At 60.3% G+C, this 15,010-nt stretch carries 15 protein-coding genes; 6 read left to right on the top strand and 9 right to left on the bottom strand.

Going from position 1 to position 15,010, the window contains the following annotated elements; all coding sequences use genetic code 11:
• Window positions 1-246: 246 nt before the first annotated feature.
• The 3 genes from ACQZ60_RS05365 to fabD form a co-directional block, all read right to left on the bottom strand.
• Entirely contained in the window at window positions 247-483 is a 237-nt protein-coding gene (locus tag ACQZ60_RS05365; RefSeq protein ID WP_003502080.1) for an acyl carrier protein, read from the bottom strand.
• A 350-nt stretch (window positions 484-833) separates the two neighbouring features.
• Window positions 834-1,571, bottom strand: coding sequence for a 3-oxoacyl-[acyl-carrier-protein] reductase (fabG, locus tag ACQZ60_RS05360; protein WP_003520726.1), 738 nt, complete (start codon window positions 1,569-1,571; stop codon window positions 834-836).
• Window positions 1,572-1,653: 82 nt separating this feature from the next.
• Window positions 1,654-2,598 carry an ACP S-malonyltransferase gene (fabD, locus tag ACQZ60_RS05355; RefSeq protein WP_003520725.1) on the bottom strand — a complete coding sequence of 315 codons (945 nt, stop codon included), beginning with the start codon at window positions 2,596-2,598 and terminating at the stop codon, window positions 1,654-1,656.
• Window positions 2,599-2,822: 224 nt separating this feature from the next.
• Here fabD and ACQZ60_RS05350 point away from each other — a divergent pair, with 224 nt between their 5' ends.
• The 5 genes from ACQZ60_RS05350 (at window position 2,823) to rplI (ending at window position 6,637) form a co-directional block, all read left to right on the top strand.
• A complete protein-coding gene (locus ACQZ60_RS05350; RefSeq protein WP_080817284.1) occupies window positions 2,823-3,866 on the top strand; it encodes an aldo/keto reductase in 1,044 nt (347 codons plus the stop codon).
• Between the two features lie 292 nt (window positions 3,867-4,158).
• On the top strand, window positions 4,159-4,620 hold the full coding sequence (gene rpsF, locus ACQZ60_RS05345; protein WP_003520723.1) for a 30S ribosomal protein S6: 462 nt from the start codon (window positions 4,159-4,161) through the stop codon (window positions 4,618-4,620).
• A 16-nt stretch (window positions 4,621-4,636) separates the two neighbouring features.
• Window positions 4,637-4,885, top strand: a complete 249-nt coding sequence (gene rpsR / locus ACQZ60_RS05340; protein ID WP_003502063.1) for a 30S ribosomal protein S18 — start codon at window positions 4,637-4,639, stop codon at window positions 4,883-4,885.
• Between the two features lie 187 nt (window positions 4,886-5,072).
• A complete protein-coding gene (locus tag ACQZ60_RS05335; RefSeq protein WP_448734871.1) occupies window positions 5,073-6,047 on the top strand; it encodes a DUF2232 domain-containing protein in 975 nt (324 codons plus the stop codon).
• 14 nt (window positions 6,048-6,061) lie between these two features.
• Window positions 6,062-6,637: a 50S ribosomal protein L9 gene (gene rplI / locus ACQZ60_RS05330; RefSeq protein ID WP_003520720.1), complete on the top strand. Its 576-nt coding sequence runs from the start codon at window positions 6,062-6,064 to the stop codon at window positions 6,635-6,637.
• A 260-nt stretch (window positions 6,638-6,897) separates the two neighbouring features.
• Here rplI and ACQZ60_RS05325 read toward each other — a convergent pair whose 3' ends face one another.
• The 3 genes from ACQZ60_RS05325 to ACQZ60_RS05315 are packed head-to-tail and all read right to left on the bottom strand — an operon-like array spanning window position 6,898 to window position 10,182.
• The gene (locus tag ACQZ60_RS05325) at window positions 6,898-7,965 is read right to left on the bottom strand and encodes an HlyD family secretion protein (protein WP_142778987.1); all 1,068 of its coding nucleotides are present in this window, start codon (window positions 7,963-7,965) and stop codon (window positions 6,898-6,900) included.
• A 19-nt stretch (window positions 7,966-7,984) separates the two neighbouring features.
• Window positions 7,985-9,730: an MFS transporter gene (locus ACQZ60_RS05320; protein ID WP_448734870.1), complete on the bottom strand. Its 1,746-nt coding sequence runs from the start codon at window positions 9,728-9,730 to the stop codon at window positions 7,985-7,987.
• Window positions 9,727-10,182, bottom strand: a complete 456-nt coding sequence (locus tag ACQZ60_RS05315) for a MarR family winged helix-turn-helix transcriptional regulator (protein WP_080852347.1) — start codon at window positions 10,180-10,182, stop codon at window positions 9,727-9,729. The genes ACQZ60_RS05320 and ACQZ60_RS05315 overlap by 4 nt, the downstream gene beginning before the upstream one ends.
• Before the next feature lie 312 nt (window positions 10,183-10,494).
• Here ACQZ60_RS05315 and ACQZ60_RS05310 point away from each other — a divergent pair, with 312 nt between their 5' ends.
• A complete protein-coding gene (locus ACQZ60_RS05310; RefSeq protein WP_003520716.1) occupies window positions 10,495-11,991 on the top strand; it encodes a replicative DNA helicase in 1,497 nt (498 codons plus the stop codon).
• Window positions 11,992-12,055: 64 nt separating this feature from the next.
• Here the strand turns inward: ACQZ60_RS05310 and ACQZ60_RS05305 are convergent, their stop codons facing one another.
• The 3 genes from ACQZ60_RS05305 to ACQZ60_RS05295 all read right to left on the bottom strand — a co-directional run bounded on the left by ACQZ60_RS05305 (window position 12,056) and on the right by ACQZ60_RS05295 (window position 14,943).
• Window positions 12,056-13,750, bottom strand: coding sequence for an ABC transporter ATP-binding protein (locus ACQZ60_RS05305; protein ID WP_448734869.1), 1,695 nt, complete (start codon window positions 13,748-13,750; stop codon window positions 12,056-12,058).
• 189 nt (window positions 13,751-13,939) lie between these two features.
• On the bottom strand, window positions 13,940-14,242 hold the full coding sequence (locus tag ACQZ60_RS05300) for an AzlD family protein (RefSeq protein ID WP_003520714.1): 303 nt from the start codon (window positions 14,240-14,242) through the stop codon (window positions 13,940-13,942).
• Window positions 14,239-14,943, bottom strand: coding sequence for an AzlC family ABC transporter permease (locus ACQZ60_RS05295; RefSeq protein WP_020810632.1), 705 nt, complete (start codon window positions 14,941-14,943; stop codon window positions 14,239-14,241). Before ACQZ60_RS05295 ends, ACQZ60_RS05300 begins: the two co-directional genes overlap by 4 nt.
• Window positions 14,944-15,010 lie beyond the last annotated feature (67 nt).

Genomic DNA, 15,010 nt, shown 5'->3' with positions numbered 1-15,010 from the left:
CCAATGCTCCGCCCTTATCCAAATCATCGGTCTTCATGCAACGCCGGACATCAGGAGATGTTCATCGGATGCTGCAGTATTTCAAATCTCAGCATGACGGTTGTGGGCGCCGTTTCCGGCCCGTGACCCCATGCATTGCCCGGAACACGCACCGTCAGGGGCATGTTACCGTCTGCCTATAAAACATTGGCCCGGACGAGCCGGGCCAAGGACGGGAGGATATTGCACCTCCCCCATCAAGGTCGATCAGGCCTGGGCCTTCTCGATGAACTTTACGGCGTCGCCGACGGTCAGGATCGAGTCAGCTGCGTCGTCGGGGATTTCAACGCCGAATTCTTCTTCGAAAGCCATGACCAGTTCAACGGTGTCGAGCGAATCAGCGCCCAGATCGTCAATGAAGCTGGCGCCTTCGACAACCTTGTCGGCGTCAACGCCAAGATGATCAATTACAATTTTCTTTACGCGTTCTGCGATATCGCTCATGTCGGTTTCCTCGACCTTTATTTTGAAGGGAATGCCTTGCGGCACCCTGCCCTGTTAGAAGCCCTCATGCGCCGTTCAAATCCGGCACTGCTGGCAAACCCGTTCAACCCGGTCCAAGCTAGACATCGTCACGCAAAATCGCAACGGCTTCCTGTCTCTCCGGGACGACTGTTCACAGTCTTGGCCCGCTTAACATGGTTTCAATCGGTCGAAAAGCCTGAAAACGCGCTAAGCACAGCGTATGACAGGCAATTTCGCCGAAAACCAGTCGGCGGGGCCTTGCGGCGCCAGCTACCCAAGAAGGTGCTTAAACAGCGCCGCAATCCTTTTCATGACGGCCTCAGGCGCCGTCAGATCATCGCCATGCCGCCGTTGACGTGCAGGGTCTGGCCGGTCATGTAGCCCGCCTCGTTGGAGGCGAGGTAAAGAACGGCCGAGGCGACCTCAGCACCGGTTCCCATGCGCTTCATGGGAATGGCGCCCATGATGGCGTCTTTCTGCTTGTCGTTCAGCTTGCCGGTCATGGCGCTTTCGATGAAGCCCGGCGCCACGCAGTTGACGGTGACGTTGCGGGTGGCGATTTCCTGCGCCAGCGACTTCGAAAAACCGATCATGCCGGCCTTGGAGGCGCAGTAGTTCGCCTGACCGGGATTGCCGGTAACGCCGACGATGGAGGTGATGTTGATGATGCGGCCGAAACGGCGGCGCATCATCGGATGCGTCAGCTCGCGCGTCAGGCGGAACATTGCCGTCAGGTTCACTTCGATGACGTTATCCCAGTCCTCGTCGCTCATGCGCACGAAGAGGCCGTCCTTGGTGATGCCGGCATTGTTGACGAGGATATCGACGCCTTCCAGTTCGGCTTCGGCCTTTTCGCCGAGCGCCTTTACTTCGGCACGGTCGGCAAGGTTGGCCGGGAAAATCTTGACGCGTTCGCCAAGTTCCGCCGCCAGCGCTTCGAGCTTTTCAACGCGGGTGCCGTGCAGGCCGACGGTTGCGCCCTGGCTGTGCAGAAGGCGGGCGATTTCTTCGCCGATGCCGCCGGTCGCGCCGGTTACGAGAGCCTTGCGGCCTGTCAGATCAAACATGTCCTATTCCTTCTTTAGAGCTTCGGACTGAAAATGTTCAGCGCAGTTGCGCCCGATGAATGCGGCAGCCGGAGTATCCGTCTCAGCCGATGAGGGTGGCAAGAAGCTGGTCGATATCGGCAGCGCCGTTGACGGCAACGCCGTTCACCGTCTTGTCGATGCGGCGGGCAAGGCCCGTCAGCACCTTGCCAGAGCCGATCTCATACAGCTGCGTGACATTGTTGGCGGCGAACCATTCCACCGTCTCGCGCCAGCGCACCTGACCCGTCACCTGCTCGACCAGCAGGGCGGCGATCTCATTGGCATCGGAAACGGGGGCGGCGCGCACATTGGCGATAACCGGCACGACCGGGTTGTGCTTTTCGACGGCCGCCAGCGCCTCGCGCATGGCTTCCGCCGCCGGCGCCATCAGCGCGGAGTGGAAGGGGGCGGAAACCGGCAGCATGATGGCGCGCTTGGCGCCCTTTTCGGAAGCGATTGCCGCAGCCTTTTCGACGGCGGCCTTGCCGCCGGAGATGACGAGCTGACCGCCGCCATTGTCGTTGGCGATCTGGCAGACGCCGAGAATGGCCGCCTCTTCGCAAATTGCCGAAACGGCGTCATGCTCGAGCCCGATGATCGCCGCCATGGCGCCCTCGCCCACCGGCACGGCGGCCTGCATGGCGTTGCCGCGGATGCGCAGAAGACGGGCGGTATCGGCAACCGAGAAGGTGCCGGCGGCACAGAGCGCCGAATATTCACCGAGCGAGTGGCCCGCGACATAAGAAACCGTATCGGACAGTTTGAAACCGCGCGCTTCGAGAACCCGCATGACCGCCATGGACACCGCCATGAGGGCCGGCTGGGCGTTGGCGGTCAGCGTCAGCGTCTCCTCCGGGCCGTTCCACATAATATCGGAAAGCTTCTGGTCGAGCGCCTCGTCGACTTCCTGAAACACGGCGCGCGCTTCCGGATAGGTATCCGCCAGCTCCTTGCCCATGCCGACGGCCTGGCTTCCCTGTCCGGGAAATGTGAATGCAATACCCATGGGATGTCGTCCTTCTTGTCTGGCCTTGCCTTTATTCTTTCGGACTTCCATTCACATTCCCGCCAGCGAAGTCAAGGCTTGAAGCCCCATGGCAGGCCCATGTCAGGGGTTTTGCCGTCCTGTTTTCCCCTTTCTTTTCATCATATTTTTTCTTGCACTGCGGCAATTCCCCATTACTTTCACACCACCTTCCAAACTATCTGGCCAAGCACCGGGACATTTCCATGAAACAGAGACTATTGGGCCGCACGGATATTTCCGTGTCTGAAATCTGCCTCGGCACGATGACGTGGGGCACGCAGAACACCGAAGCCGACGCGCATGCGCAGATGGATTACGCCGTCGAAAACGGCGTCAATTTCTTCGATACGGCAGAACTCTATCCCACCACCCCCGTTTCCGCCGAGACCCAGGGCCGAACGGAAGACTATATCGGCACATGGTTCGAAAAGACCGGCAAGCGAGATCAGGTCGTGCTCGCCACCAAGGTTGCCGGTTCGGGACGCGATTATATTCGCGGCGGCCGCGATATCGACGCCGCAGCCATCCGCGAGGCGGTGGATACCAGCCTCAAGCGCCTGAAGACCGATTACATCGACCTCTACCAGATTCATTGGCCGAACCGCGGGACCTATCATTTCCGCGGCGTCTGGAGCTTCGACGCCTCCGGTCAGGAAAAGCAGCGCACGCTCGCCGAAATCACCGAAAAGCTCGAAACGCTCGGCGAACTGGTGAAGGCCGGCAAGATCCGCGCCATCGGCCTTTCCAACGAGAGCGCCTGGGGCACGCAGAAATATATCGACATCGCCGAGGCCAACGGCCTGCCGCGCGTCGCCACGATCCAGAACGAATATAACCTGCTCTACCGCAGCTTCGATCTCGACATGGCGGAAGTCGCCCATCACGAGGATGTCGGCCTGCTCGCCTATTCGCCGCTGGCAGCGGGCCTTCTGACCGGCAAATACCAGAACGGCGCGCGCCCGGCGGGATCGCGCGGCACCATCAACAGAGACCTCGGCGGCCGCCTGCAGCCGCTTCAGGAAGCGCCGGTCAAGGCCTATCTGGAGCTTGCCGCACAGCATGGAATCGATCCGGCAAAGCTCGCCATCGCCTTCTGCCTCACGCGTCCCTTCATGGCCTCGGCCATCATCGGCGCGACGACGATCGAACAGTTGAAGGTGGATATTGCGGCTGCGGATGTGACGCTGTCGGAAGAGGTACTAAAAGGGATTGCGGCAATCCATCGCCAATATCCGATGGCGATCTGACGGCTCTACAGCGCGCTTTTTCACCGCTCGCCCTTGCATTCCGGGCAAAATTGCGTATAAGCGCGCTGTTCACAACACCCGGTCCAATTGGCTGGTGGCTGAACGGAGGGCTGGTTCCGGTAACGGAACAGCAGGAACCATAAGGTTTTTCCGGCCTCCCGTGTCTCCGCTCTCGACCGTCTCGAACAACGCTTTTCTTGCTTTAAGGCCTTACCGCCTTACCCAAGAGCAGTCGTTGAGGCTTAGCGCCGTTGCCGGGTGAAGGACGAAACGCAAGAAAGGCAAAGCTTAAATGGCTCTTTACGAACACATCTTCCTTGCCCGGCAGGATATTTCTGCCCAGCAGGTCGACGCACTTGTCGAGCAGTACAAGGGCGTTATCGAATCGTTCGGCGGCAAAGTCGGACGCATCGAGAACTGGGGTCTGAAGTCCCTCACCTACCGCATCAAGAAGAACCGCAAGGCTCACTACGCTCTCATGGACATCGACGCTCCGGCGGCCGCCATCCATGAAGTCGAGCGCCAGATGCGCATCAACGAAGACGTTCTTCGCTACATGACCATCGCCGTCGAAGCCCACGAAGAAGGCCCGTCCGCGATGATGCAGAAGCGCGACCGTGACGACCGTCCGCGCCGCGATGGCGACCGTCCGGACCGTGGCCCGCGTGAAGATCGTGGCCCGCGCGCACCGCGCGAAGGTGGCTTCGGCGACCGCGAAGACCGTCCGCGCCGTCCGCGCGAAGACCGTGCATAAGAAGGAGTTTTGACCAATGGCTGACGCATCCTCTTCCCAGGCACGCCGCCCGTTCCACCGCCGTCGCAAGACGTGCCCCTTCTCCGGCGCAAACGCTCCGAAGATCGACTACAAGGACGTACGTCTGCTGCAGCGCTACATTTCCGAGCGCGGCAAGATCGTTCCGTCCCGCATCACGGCCGTTTCCCAGAAGAAGCAGCGCGAACTCGCCCAGGCGATCAAGCGCGCCCGCTTCCTCGGCCTGCTGCCCTACGTCGTAGCGTAATGAATTGAAGCGAGGCTGCGTCTTGACGCGGCCTCGTTTTCTCCTTTGAAGCAACTGACTTTTAATCAGTAGGTTGCGAGTTCAGATCCTTCCGCGTTGGGCGCGGATCGATACCATAAAACCCATGTTGGGGATGAGGCTCCAGGGAGCGATCCTCTAACTGCTTTCGTTTCAGCAGGACAGCGAAGTGCAAAAGTTGAACCAGACAGTGCTGATCACCGGCGTTCTCGCCGGCATATGCGCCGCGTTTTTGACGCTTGGCGCAACGGCACAGTCGTCCTTTTCCTTCCTGCTCTATGCCGGTTCCGCCATGCCGATCCTGATCGCCGGCATGGGCTGGGGCAATCGCGCCGCCATCGTCGCGATCATCACCACGGCCATCATCGGCGCTCTCGTCATGTCGCCGCTGTTTGCGCTGACCATCGCGATCTTCACGCTGATCCCGGCGGGCTGGCTTTCGCATCTCGCCAATCTGGCGCGCCCGGCTTCCGAACTCGGCGGCCCGGATGATCTGCTCGCCTGGTATCCGCTCTCCGGCATCGTCCTGCACCTGTGCATTCTGGTCTCAATCGCCGTCGTCATTCTCGGCTGGATGATCGGTTACGGTCCCGATCTGGTCGCCCGCATGGTCGATATCATGATGACCTCGGTGCAGAACCGTGAGCCGCTGTTCGAACCCAATGCCGAAGCGCTCGCCCAGACGAAATCGCTGCTGGTGCTGATGCTGCCGATCGTTCAGGGAGGCCTGTGGGTCATCCTTCTGTTTTCGGCCTATTATTTCGCGACCCGGCTGGTCGGCTCCTTCGGCAAGGGGCTTCGCCCGCGCGAGGACATCGCTTCCGCGCTGCGCATGCACCGCAACGCCATCTTCATCTTTCTGGCCGGCATCGTCGCCATGTTCCTCGGCGGCGTCGCGGCCATGGTCGGCGCGGTTATCTGCGGCACCTTCGGCGCGGGCTTCCTGATGGCGGGTTACGCCTCGCTGCACAAGCGCGCCCGCGGCAAGGACTGGCGGCTGCCGGTTCTTATCCTCGCTTATCTCTCGGCGGTCTTTGTCTTTCCGCTGTTCATCATTCTCGTGTTCGGCCTGAGCGACGTGCGCAGCACGATCTCTCTTACTCCGACGCGGAAAACCGACAATACGAACGAAACCAAACCATAGAAAGGATCAAGAAGATGGACGTCATTCTTCTCGAACGCATCAACAAGCTCGGCCAGATGGGCGAAACCGTAAAGGTTCGCGACGGCTACGCCCGTAACTTCCTGCTGCCGCAGGGCAAGGCGCTGCGCGCCAACGCTGCCAACAAGGCACGTTTCGAAACCGAGCGCGCAACGCTCGAAGCCCGTAACCTCGAGCGCAAGTCGGAAGCCCAGAAGGTTGCCGAGGCTCTGGAAGGCAAGTCCTTCATCGTCGTCCGTTCGGCTGGCGAAACCGGCCAGCTCTACGGCTCTGTCGCCGCTCGCGACGTCGTTGAAATCCTCGGCGCAGAAGGCTTCAACATCGGCCGTAACCAGGTCGAACTGAACACGCCGATCAAGACCATCGGCCTGCACAACGTTACCCTTCACCTGCATGCCGAAGTCGAGCTGCAGGTTGAGCTGAACGTTGCCCGTTCGGCTGAAGAAGCCGAGCGTCAGGCCAAGGGCGAAAGCCTCACCTCCGCTGACGCCATCTACGGCGTTGACGAAGACGCGCTGCGTCCGGAAGACTTCTTCGATCCGGAAGCCGATCGCGACGGCGACGACGAATAAGATTTGGCTTAACGGTCAAAGGAAAACCCCGGATGGCGACATCCGGGGTTTTTTGTTGCCGTGTGGGAGTGTGGAGGGCACCCCCCTCTGCCCTGCCGGGCATCTCCCCCACAAGGGGGGAGATCGAATCGTGGCGACCTTCCGGCCATCTTTAACGTAGAAGCTTAGGCGAGGAGCAGGCATCTAGCTGATCTCCCTCCTTGTGGGGGAGATGCCCGGCAGGGCAGAGGGGGGTAAGCCACACGCACGAGACCTATCGACTACTTCTCCGCCGTCTCCGCCCCCTCCGGCGCCACGCTCTTATCCACATGCACCACCACCGACATGCCGGGCGACAGATCCGCCGCCAGCGGTTGATCGGCATCGATGGCGATACGCACGCCGAGACGCTGGGCGATCTTCACGAAATTGCCCGTCGCATTATCCGGCTTGATGACGGCGAATTCCGAGCCGGTGGCGGGCGAGAACCGTTCCACATGGCCGGTAAGCTTGCGGCGATGCAGCGCATCCACGGCAATCGTCACCGGCTGGCCGACCTGCATGCCCGCAAGCTGGGTTTCCTTGAAATTGGCGATGACCCAGACATCATGCGGCACGACGGCCATCAGTTGCGTTCCGGCGGTGACATATTGGCCGGTGCGAACGCCGACTTCGCCAAGCCTGCCATCCACGGGCGCGTGAATTTCGGTATTGGCGAGGTCGATCCGGGCAAGCTCGACGGCCGCTTCAGCATTGGCGACGGCCGCCTGCAGCGAGCTGCGGTTGACGATGATGGTTTGCAGATCCTGCCGCGAAACTTCAAGCGCCGCCTTGGCCTGCGAGAGCGAAGCCCGCGCCTTTTCGAGCGCGGCATGAGCCTCTTCCTGAAGGCTGGAGGTTCCCGCACCGCTCTTGATGAGGTTATCCTGACGGTCGGATGCGAGCTGCGCCTGTTTCAGTGAGGCCTGCGCGCTGTCGACCGCCGCCTGGCTGGAAAGAATATTGGCATTGGCCGCATTTTCCTGCTGGCGGGAATTATCGAGCGCCGCCTTCTGCGTATCGAGCGTTGCTTCCGCCTGCGCCTGCTTCTGGCGGTAGATGCGGTCGTCGATCTTCGCCAGCAGCGCGCCTTGGCTGACCTCCTGATAGTCCTTCACCGGCACGTCCACCACATAGCCGCTCACCTGCGGGCTCATCGTCGTAACATAACCACGCACGAAGGCGTTGTCGGTCATTTCGACGGTGGAAAGGAACGGCGGCAGCCGCCAGGCGTAAAGCACCAGTGCCACGCCGGCGAGACCGCCGAGCAGCACGAGAATGGAAACGGGGGTAAAAAACTTCTTCAGCATTTTGTCACTCTTGGAATGTTCAAGACTGTGGTGCCGGTGCGGCATCGATTTCTTCCCGGAAAAGGAAAGGACGGATGCGCAGCCATGCAAGGTGGATCAAAAGCGTGGCCAGCGCCAGCGCAGAGACGACGGAGATCAGCAGGAACGTGTCATTATAGGCAAGCACATAGGCCTCCTTGCTGACCTGCTGGCCAAGCAGCGACAGCCCCTCGGCCTTCAGCAATGCCGGATCGGTGATGACATGGCTGTAAGCGCCGGAAAGCTGCGAGACGCGCTGGGCGACCACGGGATTGGTGAGCAGAATATTTTCCACCAGAATATTGGAGTGGAATTTCTCCCGCAGCGTCACGAAACTGCCGAGCAGGCCGGTCATCAGCATCGATCCGGTGATCTGTGTGAACAGGAAGATGGTGATGAAATTCACCAGATAGGGCGCACCCCGGGCCAGTGCGGCGGCAAAACCCTTGGCCATGACGGGCGGCAGGAACATGGCCGCGCCAAAGGCGATCATCATCTGGCTGAGATACATCTCACCCGGCCGCGTCAGATTGTTGGACTGGCTATCCATGAACGAACCGGCGGCGATCAGCGCCAGCGCAATCACGTGGGCGGTATCGACGTATTTCGTGAGCATCAGCCACGCACAGGCCGCACCGCCGAGAACGGTCGCCAACAGCACAAGTGCATAAAGTGTCGTTGTCTGTTCGTTCAGCAGGCCGAGTTGCTGGTAAAAGCTGACCGCCGTTGAAGATTGCTCGGAGGAAACCGCACGGTAGACGAGCAGGACCGCAATAATGTGCAGGTTGGTTTTCGAGAAAATCCAGCGCAGGTCGAGCAGCGGGTTCTTGCGCGGCAATTCGATGAAAGCCATAAGGGTCAGAAGTGCGATCGACGTCGCCAGAAGGACGCCCAGCCACCAGGTTTCGAACCACCAGTAGAACCGGCCGAGCGTGAGCATGACCGCCAGACAGCCGAGACCACCCGCAAACAGAAGATAGCTCAGAATATCCATGCGCTCGATAACTTTCGCGCGCGGGGGTGGGGTGACTTTCAGCACATAGATCATGGCGAAAGCGACCAGCGCGAATCCCACTTCCATGGAATAGAGCGCATTCCAGCCGTCGATTTCCAGCAGGGATGGCGAGACGATGCGCGCGAGCGGCGCCGACAGCAACGTGCCGGTCAGCGCTATGCTGAAACCGAGCGAGAATTTCCGCGCAGGCGGAAAGGCCTCCAGAATATAGAGAAAGCCGAGCGACGAGATCGGTGCGGCGGCCATGCCACTGACAAAACGGATAACGATTGCCGAATGCAGGTCTGTCACGAACAGGTTGAGACAGGAAGCGACGACAAACACGATAATCGAAACTTCGGCGAAAGGCCGCAGGCCATATTGCGCCCGGACCTTGAAGAGCGCGATGGAAAAGGTGGCATAGGGCGCCATATAGGCGGCGGAGAGCCAGGCGACCTCGGCCACGGTGGCGGAAAACTCACCCTGCAACTGGTAGATATTGGCCATGACGAGGTTCATGCCCAGGCCCTGGGTAATGAAGAACGACAGGCCCGCGAAGATGAAACACAGCCGCAGCCATAGCGGCCGCTCGACCGGCTGAGGTGCGGCGGCGGCAGGCTCCGGCACGGTTTCACCCGCGTCCGAAGCACTCATCGGCGTCACAGCCTCTTCCGGAAGGTCGGCGCGTTTGGAGACCGCCTCGGCATTTCGGGCAGCGGCCTCATCTGCGGTTTGTGGCACAGGGGTACTCACGACTGCACCCTCCCCGCCGCCAGATTTTGCAGATTGGCCGAAAGCCGGCGCATGACATCGAGCGCCATGGCCAGTTCCTGCGAGGAAATATCGGCGGCAATCTCGGAGCGTAGCGACTTCGCCATCGCCTGCACCGTCTCGGAGGTTTTCTCCCCTTCCGCCGTCATGTGGATGCGTTTGGCGCGGCGGTCGTTCTCATCGGAACGGCGCTCGATGAGGTTCTGTTTCTCCATGCCATCGAGCACCCGCACCAGCGTCGGCGTTTCGATTTCCATTTCCTCGGCAAGCTCCGTCTGCGTCAGCGGTCCACGACGCGAGAGCGCAAAGAGCGCTCGCGCGCGCGCAAGCGTCAGCCCGCTCTCCCCCACCCGCGCATCGAAAAACGCGCGCAGTTTGCGGGTGAAAGCGGAGACTTCATCCAGAAGCTGTTCCTTGTCGGTCTCGCGGGACATGTCAGCAAGCCTTATAATTAGCACACTACTTATTTTCTGCCTATTTATTCGCAAGACTGACGATTTTCAAGTTTCTTTCACGCCGGGTCTGCCATGCGATAAACTCATGGCAGCGAATCACCTTGCCGGAAGGATCCGGCGCCTTGTCCCCAACCCGCCTGTGGATTGCTGGGGACAACTGAAGAAGTGATCGAGCTTCGCAGAGCGGACGTCAGCCTGCCATAGAGTGTTGCAACATTATCATTGACTGCCATGCCCCAGGAAGCCAAACCCGAGGTTCAAGGACAAAGGCAAAGGGAGATCGCGCAAACCATGAACGACGCTGTGAGAAAGATCACCCCCGCGCAACCGGCGGAACCGCATTACCGCGAAGCGCCGAACAACATCGAGGCCGAACAGGCGCTGCTCGGCGCCATCCTCGTCAATAACGACGCCTATTACCGCGTGTCGGACTTTCTGAAGCCCGTGCATCTTTACGAACCGCTACACCGCAAGATTTTCGAGGTGGCGGGCGATATCATCCGCATGGGCAAGACCGCCAATCCGGTGACGATCAAGACCTTCCTGCCCGCCGACGACAAGATCGGCGATCTGACGGTGGCGCAATATCTCGCACGTCTGGCAGCGGAAGCCGTATCGATCATCAACGCGGAAGATTACGGCCGCGCGATCTACGATCTGGCGCTGCGCCGCGCGCTGATCCAGATCGGCGAGGATGTCGTCAATATCGCCTATGACGCGCCGCTCGACATGCCGCCGCAGGCGCAGATCGAAGACACCGAACGCCGCCTGTTCGAGCTGGCGGAAACCGGCCGTTACGATGGCGGTTTCCAGTCCTTCAACGATGCCGTGGCATTGGCGATCGACATGGCCGGCGCCGCCTTCGAACGCGACGGCAATCTCTCCGGCATTTCCACCGGCATTCATTCGCTCGACGCCCGCATGGGCGGGTTGCAGCGTTCCGACCTTATCGTGCTTGCCGGTCGTCCAGGTATGGGCAAGACCTCGCTTGCGACCAACATCGCCTACAATATCGCCGCATCCTATGAGCAGGAAGTGCAGCCGGACGGGTCGTACAAGGCGAAGAACGGCGGCGTCGTCGGCTTCTACTCGCTCGAAATGTCGTCCGAACAGCTCGCCACCCGTATCATTTCCGAGCAGACGGAAGTGTCTTCCTCGAAAATCCGCCGCGGTGACATTACCGAGGCCGATTTCGAAAAGCTCGTCGCCTGCTCCCAGATGATGCAGAAGGTGCCGCTATATATCGACCAGACCGGTGGTATCTCGATTGCCCAGCTTTCCGCCCGCGCCCGCCGCCTGAAGCGCCAGCGCGGCCTCGATGTTCTGGTAGTCGACTACGTTCAGCTTATGACCGGCTCCGGCAAGAGCGGCGAAAACCGCGTGCAGGAAATCACCCAGATCACCACGGGTCTGAAAGCGCTCGGCAAGGAACTCAACGTTCCGATCATCGCACTGTCACAGCTCTCCCGTGCGGTGGAAAGCCGCGAAGACAAACGCCCGCAGCTTTCCGACCTTCGTGAATCCGGCTCCATCGAGCAGGACGCGGACGTAGTGCTTTTCGTGTTCCGCGAGGAATATTACGTCAAGAACATGGAGCCGCGCGATATTTCCGATCCCAAATATGCTGAATGGGAAGCCCTGTTCGACAAGGTGAAAGGCACGGCCGACGTCATCATCGCCAAGCAGCGTCACGGACCGACCGGCACGGTGAAGCTCGCCTTCCAGTCCGAATTCACCCGCTTTACGGATCTGGCCGATCCGAGCTTCAGCCAGTACGAAGAACACTGAGGCGCAGCCACGCCGGCTATCGATAAAAACGCTCCGTCCTGCGTCAGGATGGGGCGGAATCTTTTCAATGGCTTGGGACTGACACCTCAGAAGCCGATTCATCGATTGTACCGCTCGGCAATGCAATGACCTGATCGCCCGCGCGGATGCTGCTCTGGCGGTGGGTGATGGCGATGATAGTGATATCGCTGTCGACCCGTCTTAACTGGTCCATGATTTCCCGCTCCGTCTCCTCGTCCAGCGCCGAGCTTGCCTCGTCGAGCAGCAGAATGGAGGGTTCGCCGTAAAGCGCACGGGCAATCGCAACCCGCTGGCGCTCGCCGCCGGAAAGCTTCAGCCCCCTTTCCCCGACAATCGTATCGAAACCCTCCGGCATCGCCTCTATCCTGTCGAGTATCGCGGCGCGCTCGGCCGAGCGGCGCAGTTTTTCCTCATCCAGCACCCTCCCGAGTACGACATTGCTGCGCAACGTATCGTTCAGCAATTGCACCTCCTGCGGAACGATGCCGGCAACGGCAAACCAGTCGTCGCGGCCGATTGCGGTCAGATCGGTGCCATCGATGGTGATACGACCCGATTGCGGCGCCATGGTTTTCTGCAGAAGCCGGAAGAGTGTCGACTTGCCGGAACCGGTCTCACCGGTAATGAAGGTCAGACGCCCCGGCGTTGCAGTGAAAGAAACACCCTCGACGCCGCGACCGTTTTCGTAGCGAAAACCCACATCGTTGAATTCTATCGCTTTGCCCGATAGCCGCAGCGGGTTGGCATGGGGCGGTTCCTCCTCTTCCGGCGCATTCCACATGCGGGCATAGGGCGCGAAATGGGCGAAGGAACGAACCGCCTCGCTGATCGACTGCCCGATCAGTTCAAAAGGCATGTTGAGCTGAAGCAGAAGCGTGTTGAAGAGAACGATATCGCCTATCGACAGGGCTCCCGCCTCGTAACGCGGCAACAGGAGATAAAAGCCGATAACCATCTGCATGGCGAGTGCGAGCGAGATGGTGAAGACGAAGCCGATCCGGCGCAGGGAATAAAGCCGCCAGTTGCGATAGATCGAGCCCGCATTGTCCGCAAAACGACGCTTCATCCACGCCGTGCTGCCCGTGTGCCGCAAAGGCTCGATCATGCCGATGGCGTTTCCGACAAAACCGGCATTCTCCTGCCCGGCTTCGATGGCCTTTTCCAGAAAAGGCGTGGTCAGGCGGTTCGAAGCGAGCGTGAGCGCGATGAAGGCCGCGCCGTAAACGACGACGATGGCGACCAGATCCGCACTGAGGACCGTTCCCAGCAACAGGGTGCTGAACAGGAACGTCGCGATGCCCGGCACGAAATAAATAAGGCCGATCTGCATGATCGCCGAGGCGGCCGAAGCGCCCCTTGTTTGCGCAGCCTGAATTTCCGCCGGGTTGTGATCGTTGAAGAAGGACGGTTTTTTATGGACGATGCGCTCGAAGAAGCGTGTCGTCGCGACATATTCCAGCCGCTCCGAATGGATGACCGACATATATTGCGTGGAGCGCTGAATACCCGTCGCCAGTGCCGTCAGGCCCGCATAGAGGGAAAAACCGAGCATCCATTGCAGCGGCGCATCCGGCAGATCGTCGATCAGGCGGGAAAACACATAAGGCCCGGCGGTGGCGAGAACAGACCCGAGCAGGATCGTCAGCAGCAAAAAGGTGATGGACGGCCATGACGTCTTCAGGTCTTCGGCATAGATTCGGGAAAGCGGTCCGAATGCGACTTCGCGATTGCCTGTCATCACTCTCTCCCGCCCCGGCGCTGCTTGAAAGATACGGCAGGCATTGGATAACGGCTTGCAAGCGCTTGCTCAAGTCCGGACTATCGTTCTGCGTTCACATTCAATATTCCGCATGCAACGGGTCTCAGCCCTATCCCGCCCGTTCTGTTCCCAAGGGCGGAATCTTTTCAACGGTTTGACCGGATTGTCTCACAATCCGATTCCGCGCAGCAGCGCCACGGCGGCAACACCGAGCGTTGCGGCCGGCAGAAGGCTGAGGCGTAGCGCGGCGATGGCGGTTATCGCGCAGGCGATGGTTTCCGCCGGTCCGCTGGCGAGCGCCGTCGGCGTCACCACGGCCATCAGGACAGCAGGCGGGACCACACCGAGCGCCTTTTTCAGGCGCGGTGTCAGCGTAAAATGAGTGACCAGCAACAGGCCGCCAAGGCGCGTGGCGACGGTTGCCGCCATCATGGCAAGGATTGTCAGCAGCGTATTCGGGTCGAGCGTCATGCCGGCTGCTCCGCCTGTTCCTCGTGGCCGAAGGCGGCGACGGCCAGACCCGCCAGCGCGCCGGCGGCGATATACCAGGCACCGGGAACCAGCGCGTGGGTAAGACAGGCAGCGGCAGCGCTTGCCAGAAGCACGAAACCGGTTTCCCTGCCCTTCCAGAACCCCATGAGCAGCACGATGAAGACGGCGGGAAAAGCGAAATCCAGACCGATGACCGACATGTCCCCCACCACCGAACCGAGCAGCGCGCCGGCAAGGGTTGCAAGGTTCCAGACGAGATAGATCGAGAGCGCAGCACCGGTGAAGAAGGCCGCCGTCAACCGGCTGGCGATGACACGAAATTCCGACAATGCCCAGGATTCATCCGTCAGCACCAGCATGGCGGCATATTTGCGCCAGCCCCTGAAATCATCCAGCTTGCCGGCTATGGAGGCGCTCATCAACACATGGCGCAGATTGACCAGCAGCGCCGCAAAGCCGAGTGCGTTCCAGCTTGCCGGATGCGCCCATAAATCCATCGCCACGAATTGCGAACCGCCGGCAAAGACCAGCAGCGACATCAGCGAGGCTTCGAGCGGTGACAGGCCCTTGCCGATGGCGACCGCGCCGAACACCACGCCAATCGGCACCATGGCGACCAGCAATGGCGCGGCGGCCCGCAATCCAGCGCTGAATTCCGCGCCTTTTCCCGATATCGACATCGCATTCTCCCTTTCGAAAGAGAGGGATTACGCTTGCGACATTCTTCGGTCTTGAACGAAAGTGACG

Source organism: Agrobacterium sp. 22-223-1, from assembly GCF_053522385.1.
Note: the sequence above shows the minus strand (reverse complement) of the source record. Positions and strands in the feature narration are given on the sequence as shown.

Coding starts and splice junctions, on each gene's coding strand:
- ACQZ60_RS05365 (WP_003502080.1), bottom strand. CDS start 483: ATGAGCGATATCGCAGAACGCGTAAAGAAAATTGTAATTGATCATCTT.
- fabG (WP_003520726.1), bottom strand. CDS start 1,571: ATGTTTGATCTGACAGGCCGCAAGGCTCTCGTAACCGGCGCGACCGGC.
- fabD (WP_003520725.1), bottom strand. CDS start 2,598: ATGGGTATTGCATTCACATTTCCCGGACAGGGAAGCCAGGCCGTCGGC.
- ACQZ60_RS05350 (WP_080817284.1), top strand. CDS start 2,823: ATGAAACAGAGACTATTGGGCCGCACGGATATTTCCGTGTCTGAAATC.
- rpsF (WP_003520723.1), top strand. CDS start 4,159: ATGGCTCTTTACGAACACATCTTCCTTGCCCGGCAGGATATTTCTGCC.
- rpsR (WP_003502063.1), top strand. CDS start 4,637: ATGGCTGACGCATCCTCTTCCCAGGCACGCCGCCCGTTCCACCGCCGT.
- rplI (WP_003520720.1), top strand. CDS start 6,062: ATGGACGTCATTCTTCTCGAACGCATCAACAAGCTCGGCCAGATGGGC.
- ACQZ60_RS05325 (WP_142778987.1), bottom strand. CDS start 7,965: ATGCTGAAGAAGTTTTTTACCCCCGTTTCCATTCTCGTGCTGCTCGGC.
- ACQZ60_RS05315 (WP_080852347.1), bottom strand. CDS start 10,182: ATGTCCCGCGAGACCGACAAGGAACAGCTTCTGGATGAAGTCTCCGCT.
- ACQZ60_RS05310 (WP_003520716.1), top strand. CDS start 10,495: ATGAACGACGCTGTGAGAAAGATCACCCCCGCGCAACCGGCGGAACCG.
- ACQZ60_RS05305 (WP_448734869.1), bottom strand. CDS start 13,750: ATGACAGGCAATCGCGAAGTCGCATTCGGACCGCTTTCCCGAATCTAT.
- ACQZ60_RS05300 (WP_003520714.1), bottom strand. CDS start 14,242: ATGACGCTCGACCCGAATACGCTGCTGACAATCCTTGCCATGATGGCG.
- ACQZ60_RS05295 (WP_020810632.1), bottom strand. CDS start 14,943: ATGTCGATATCGGGAAAAGGCGCGGAATTCAGCGCTGGATTGCGGGCC.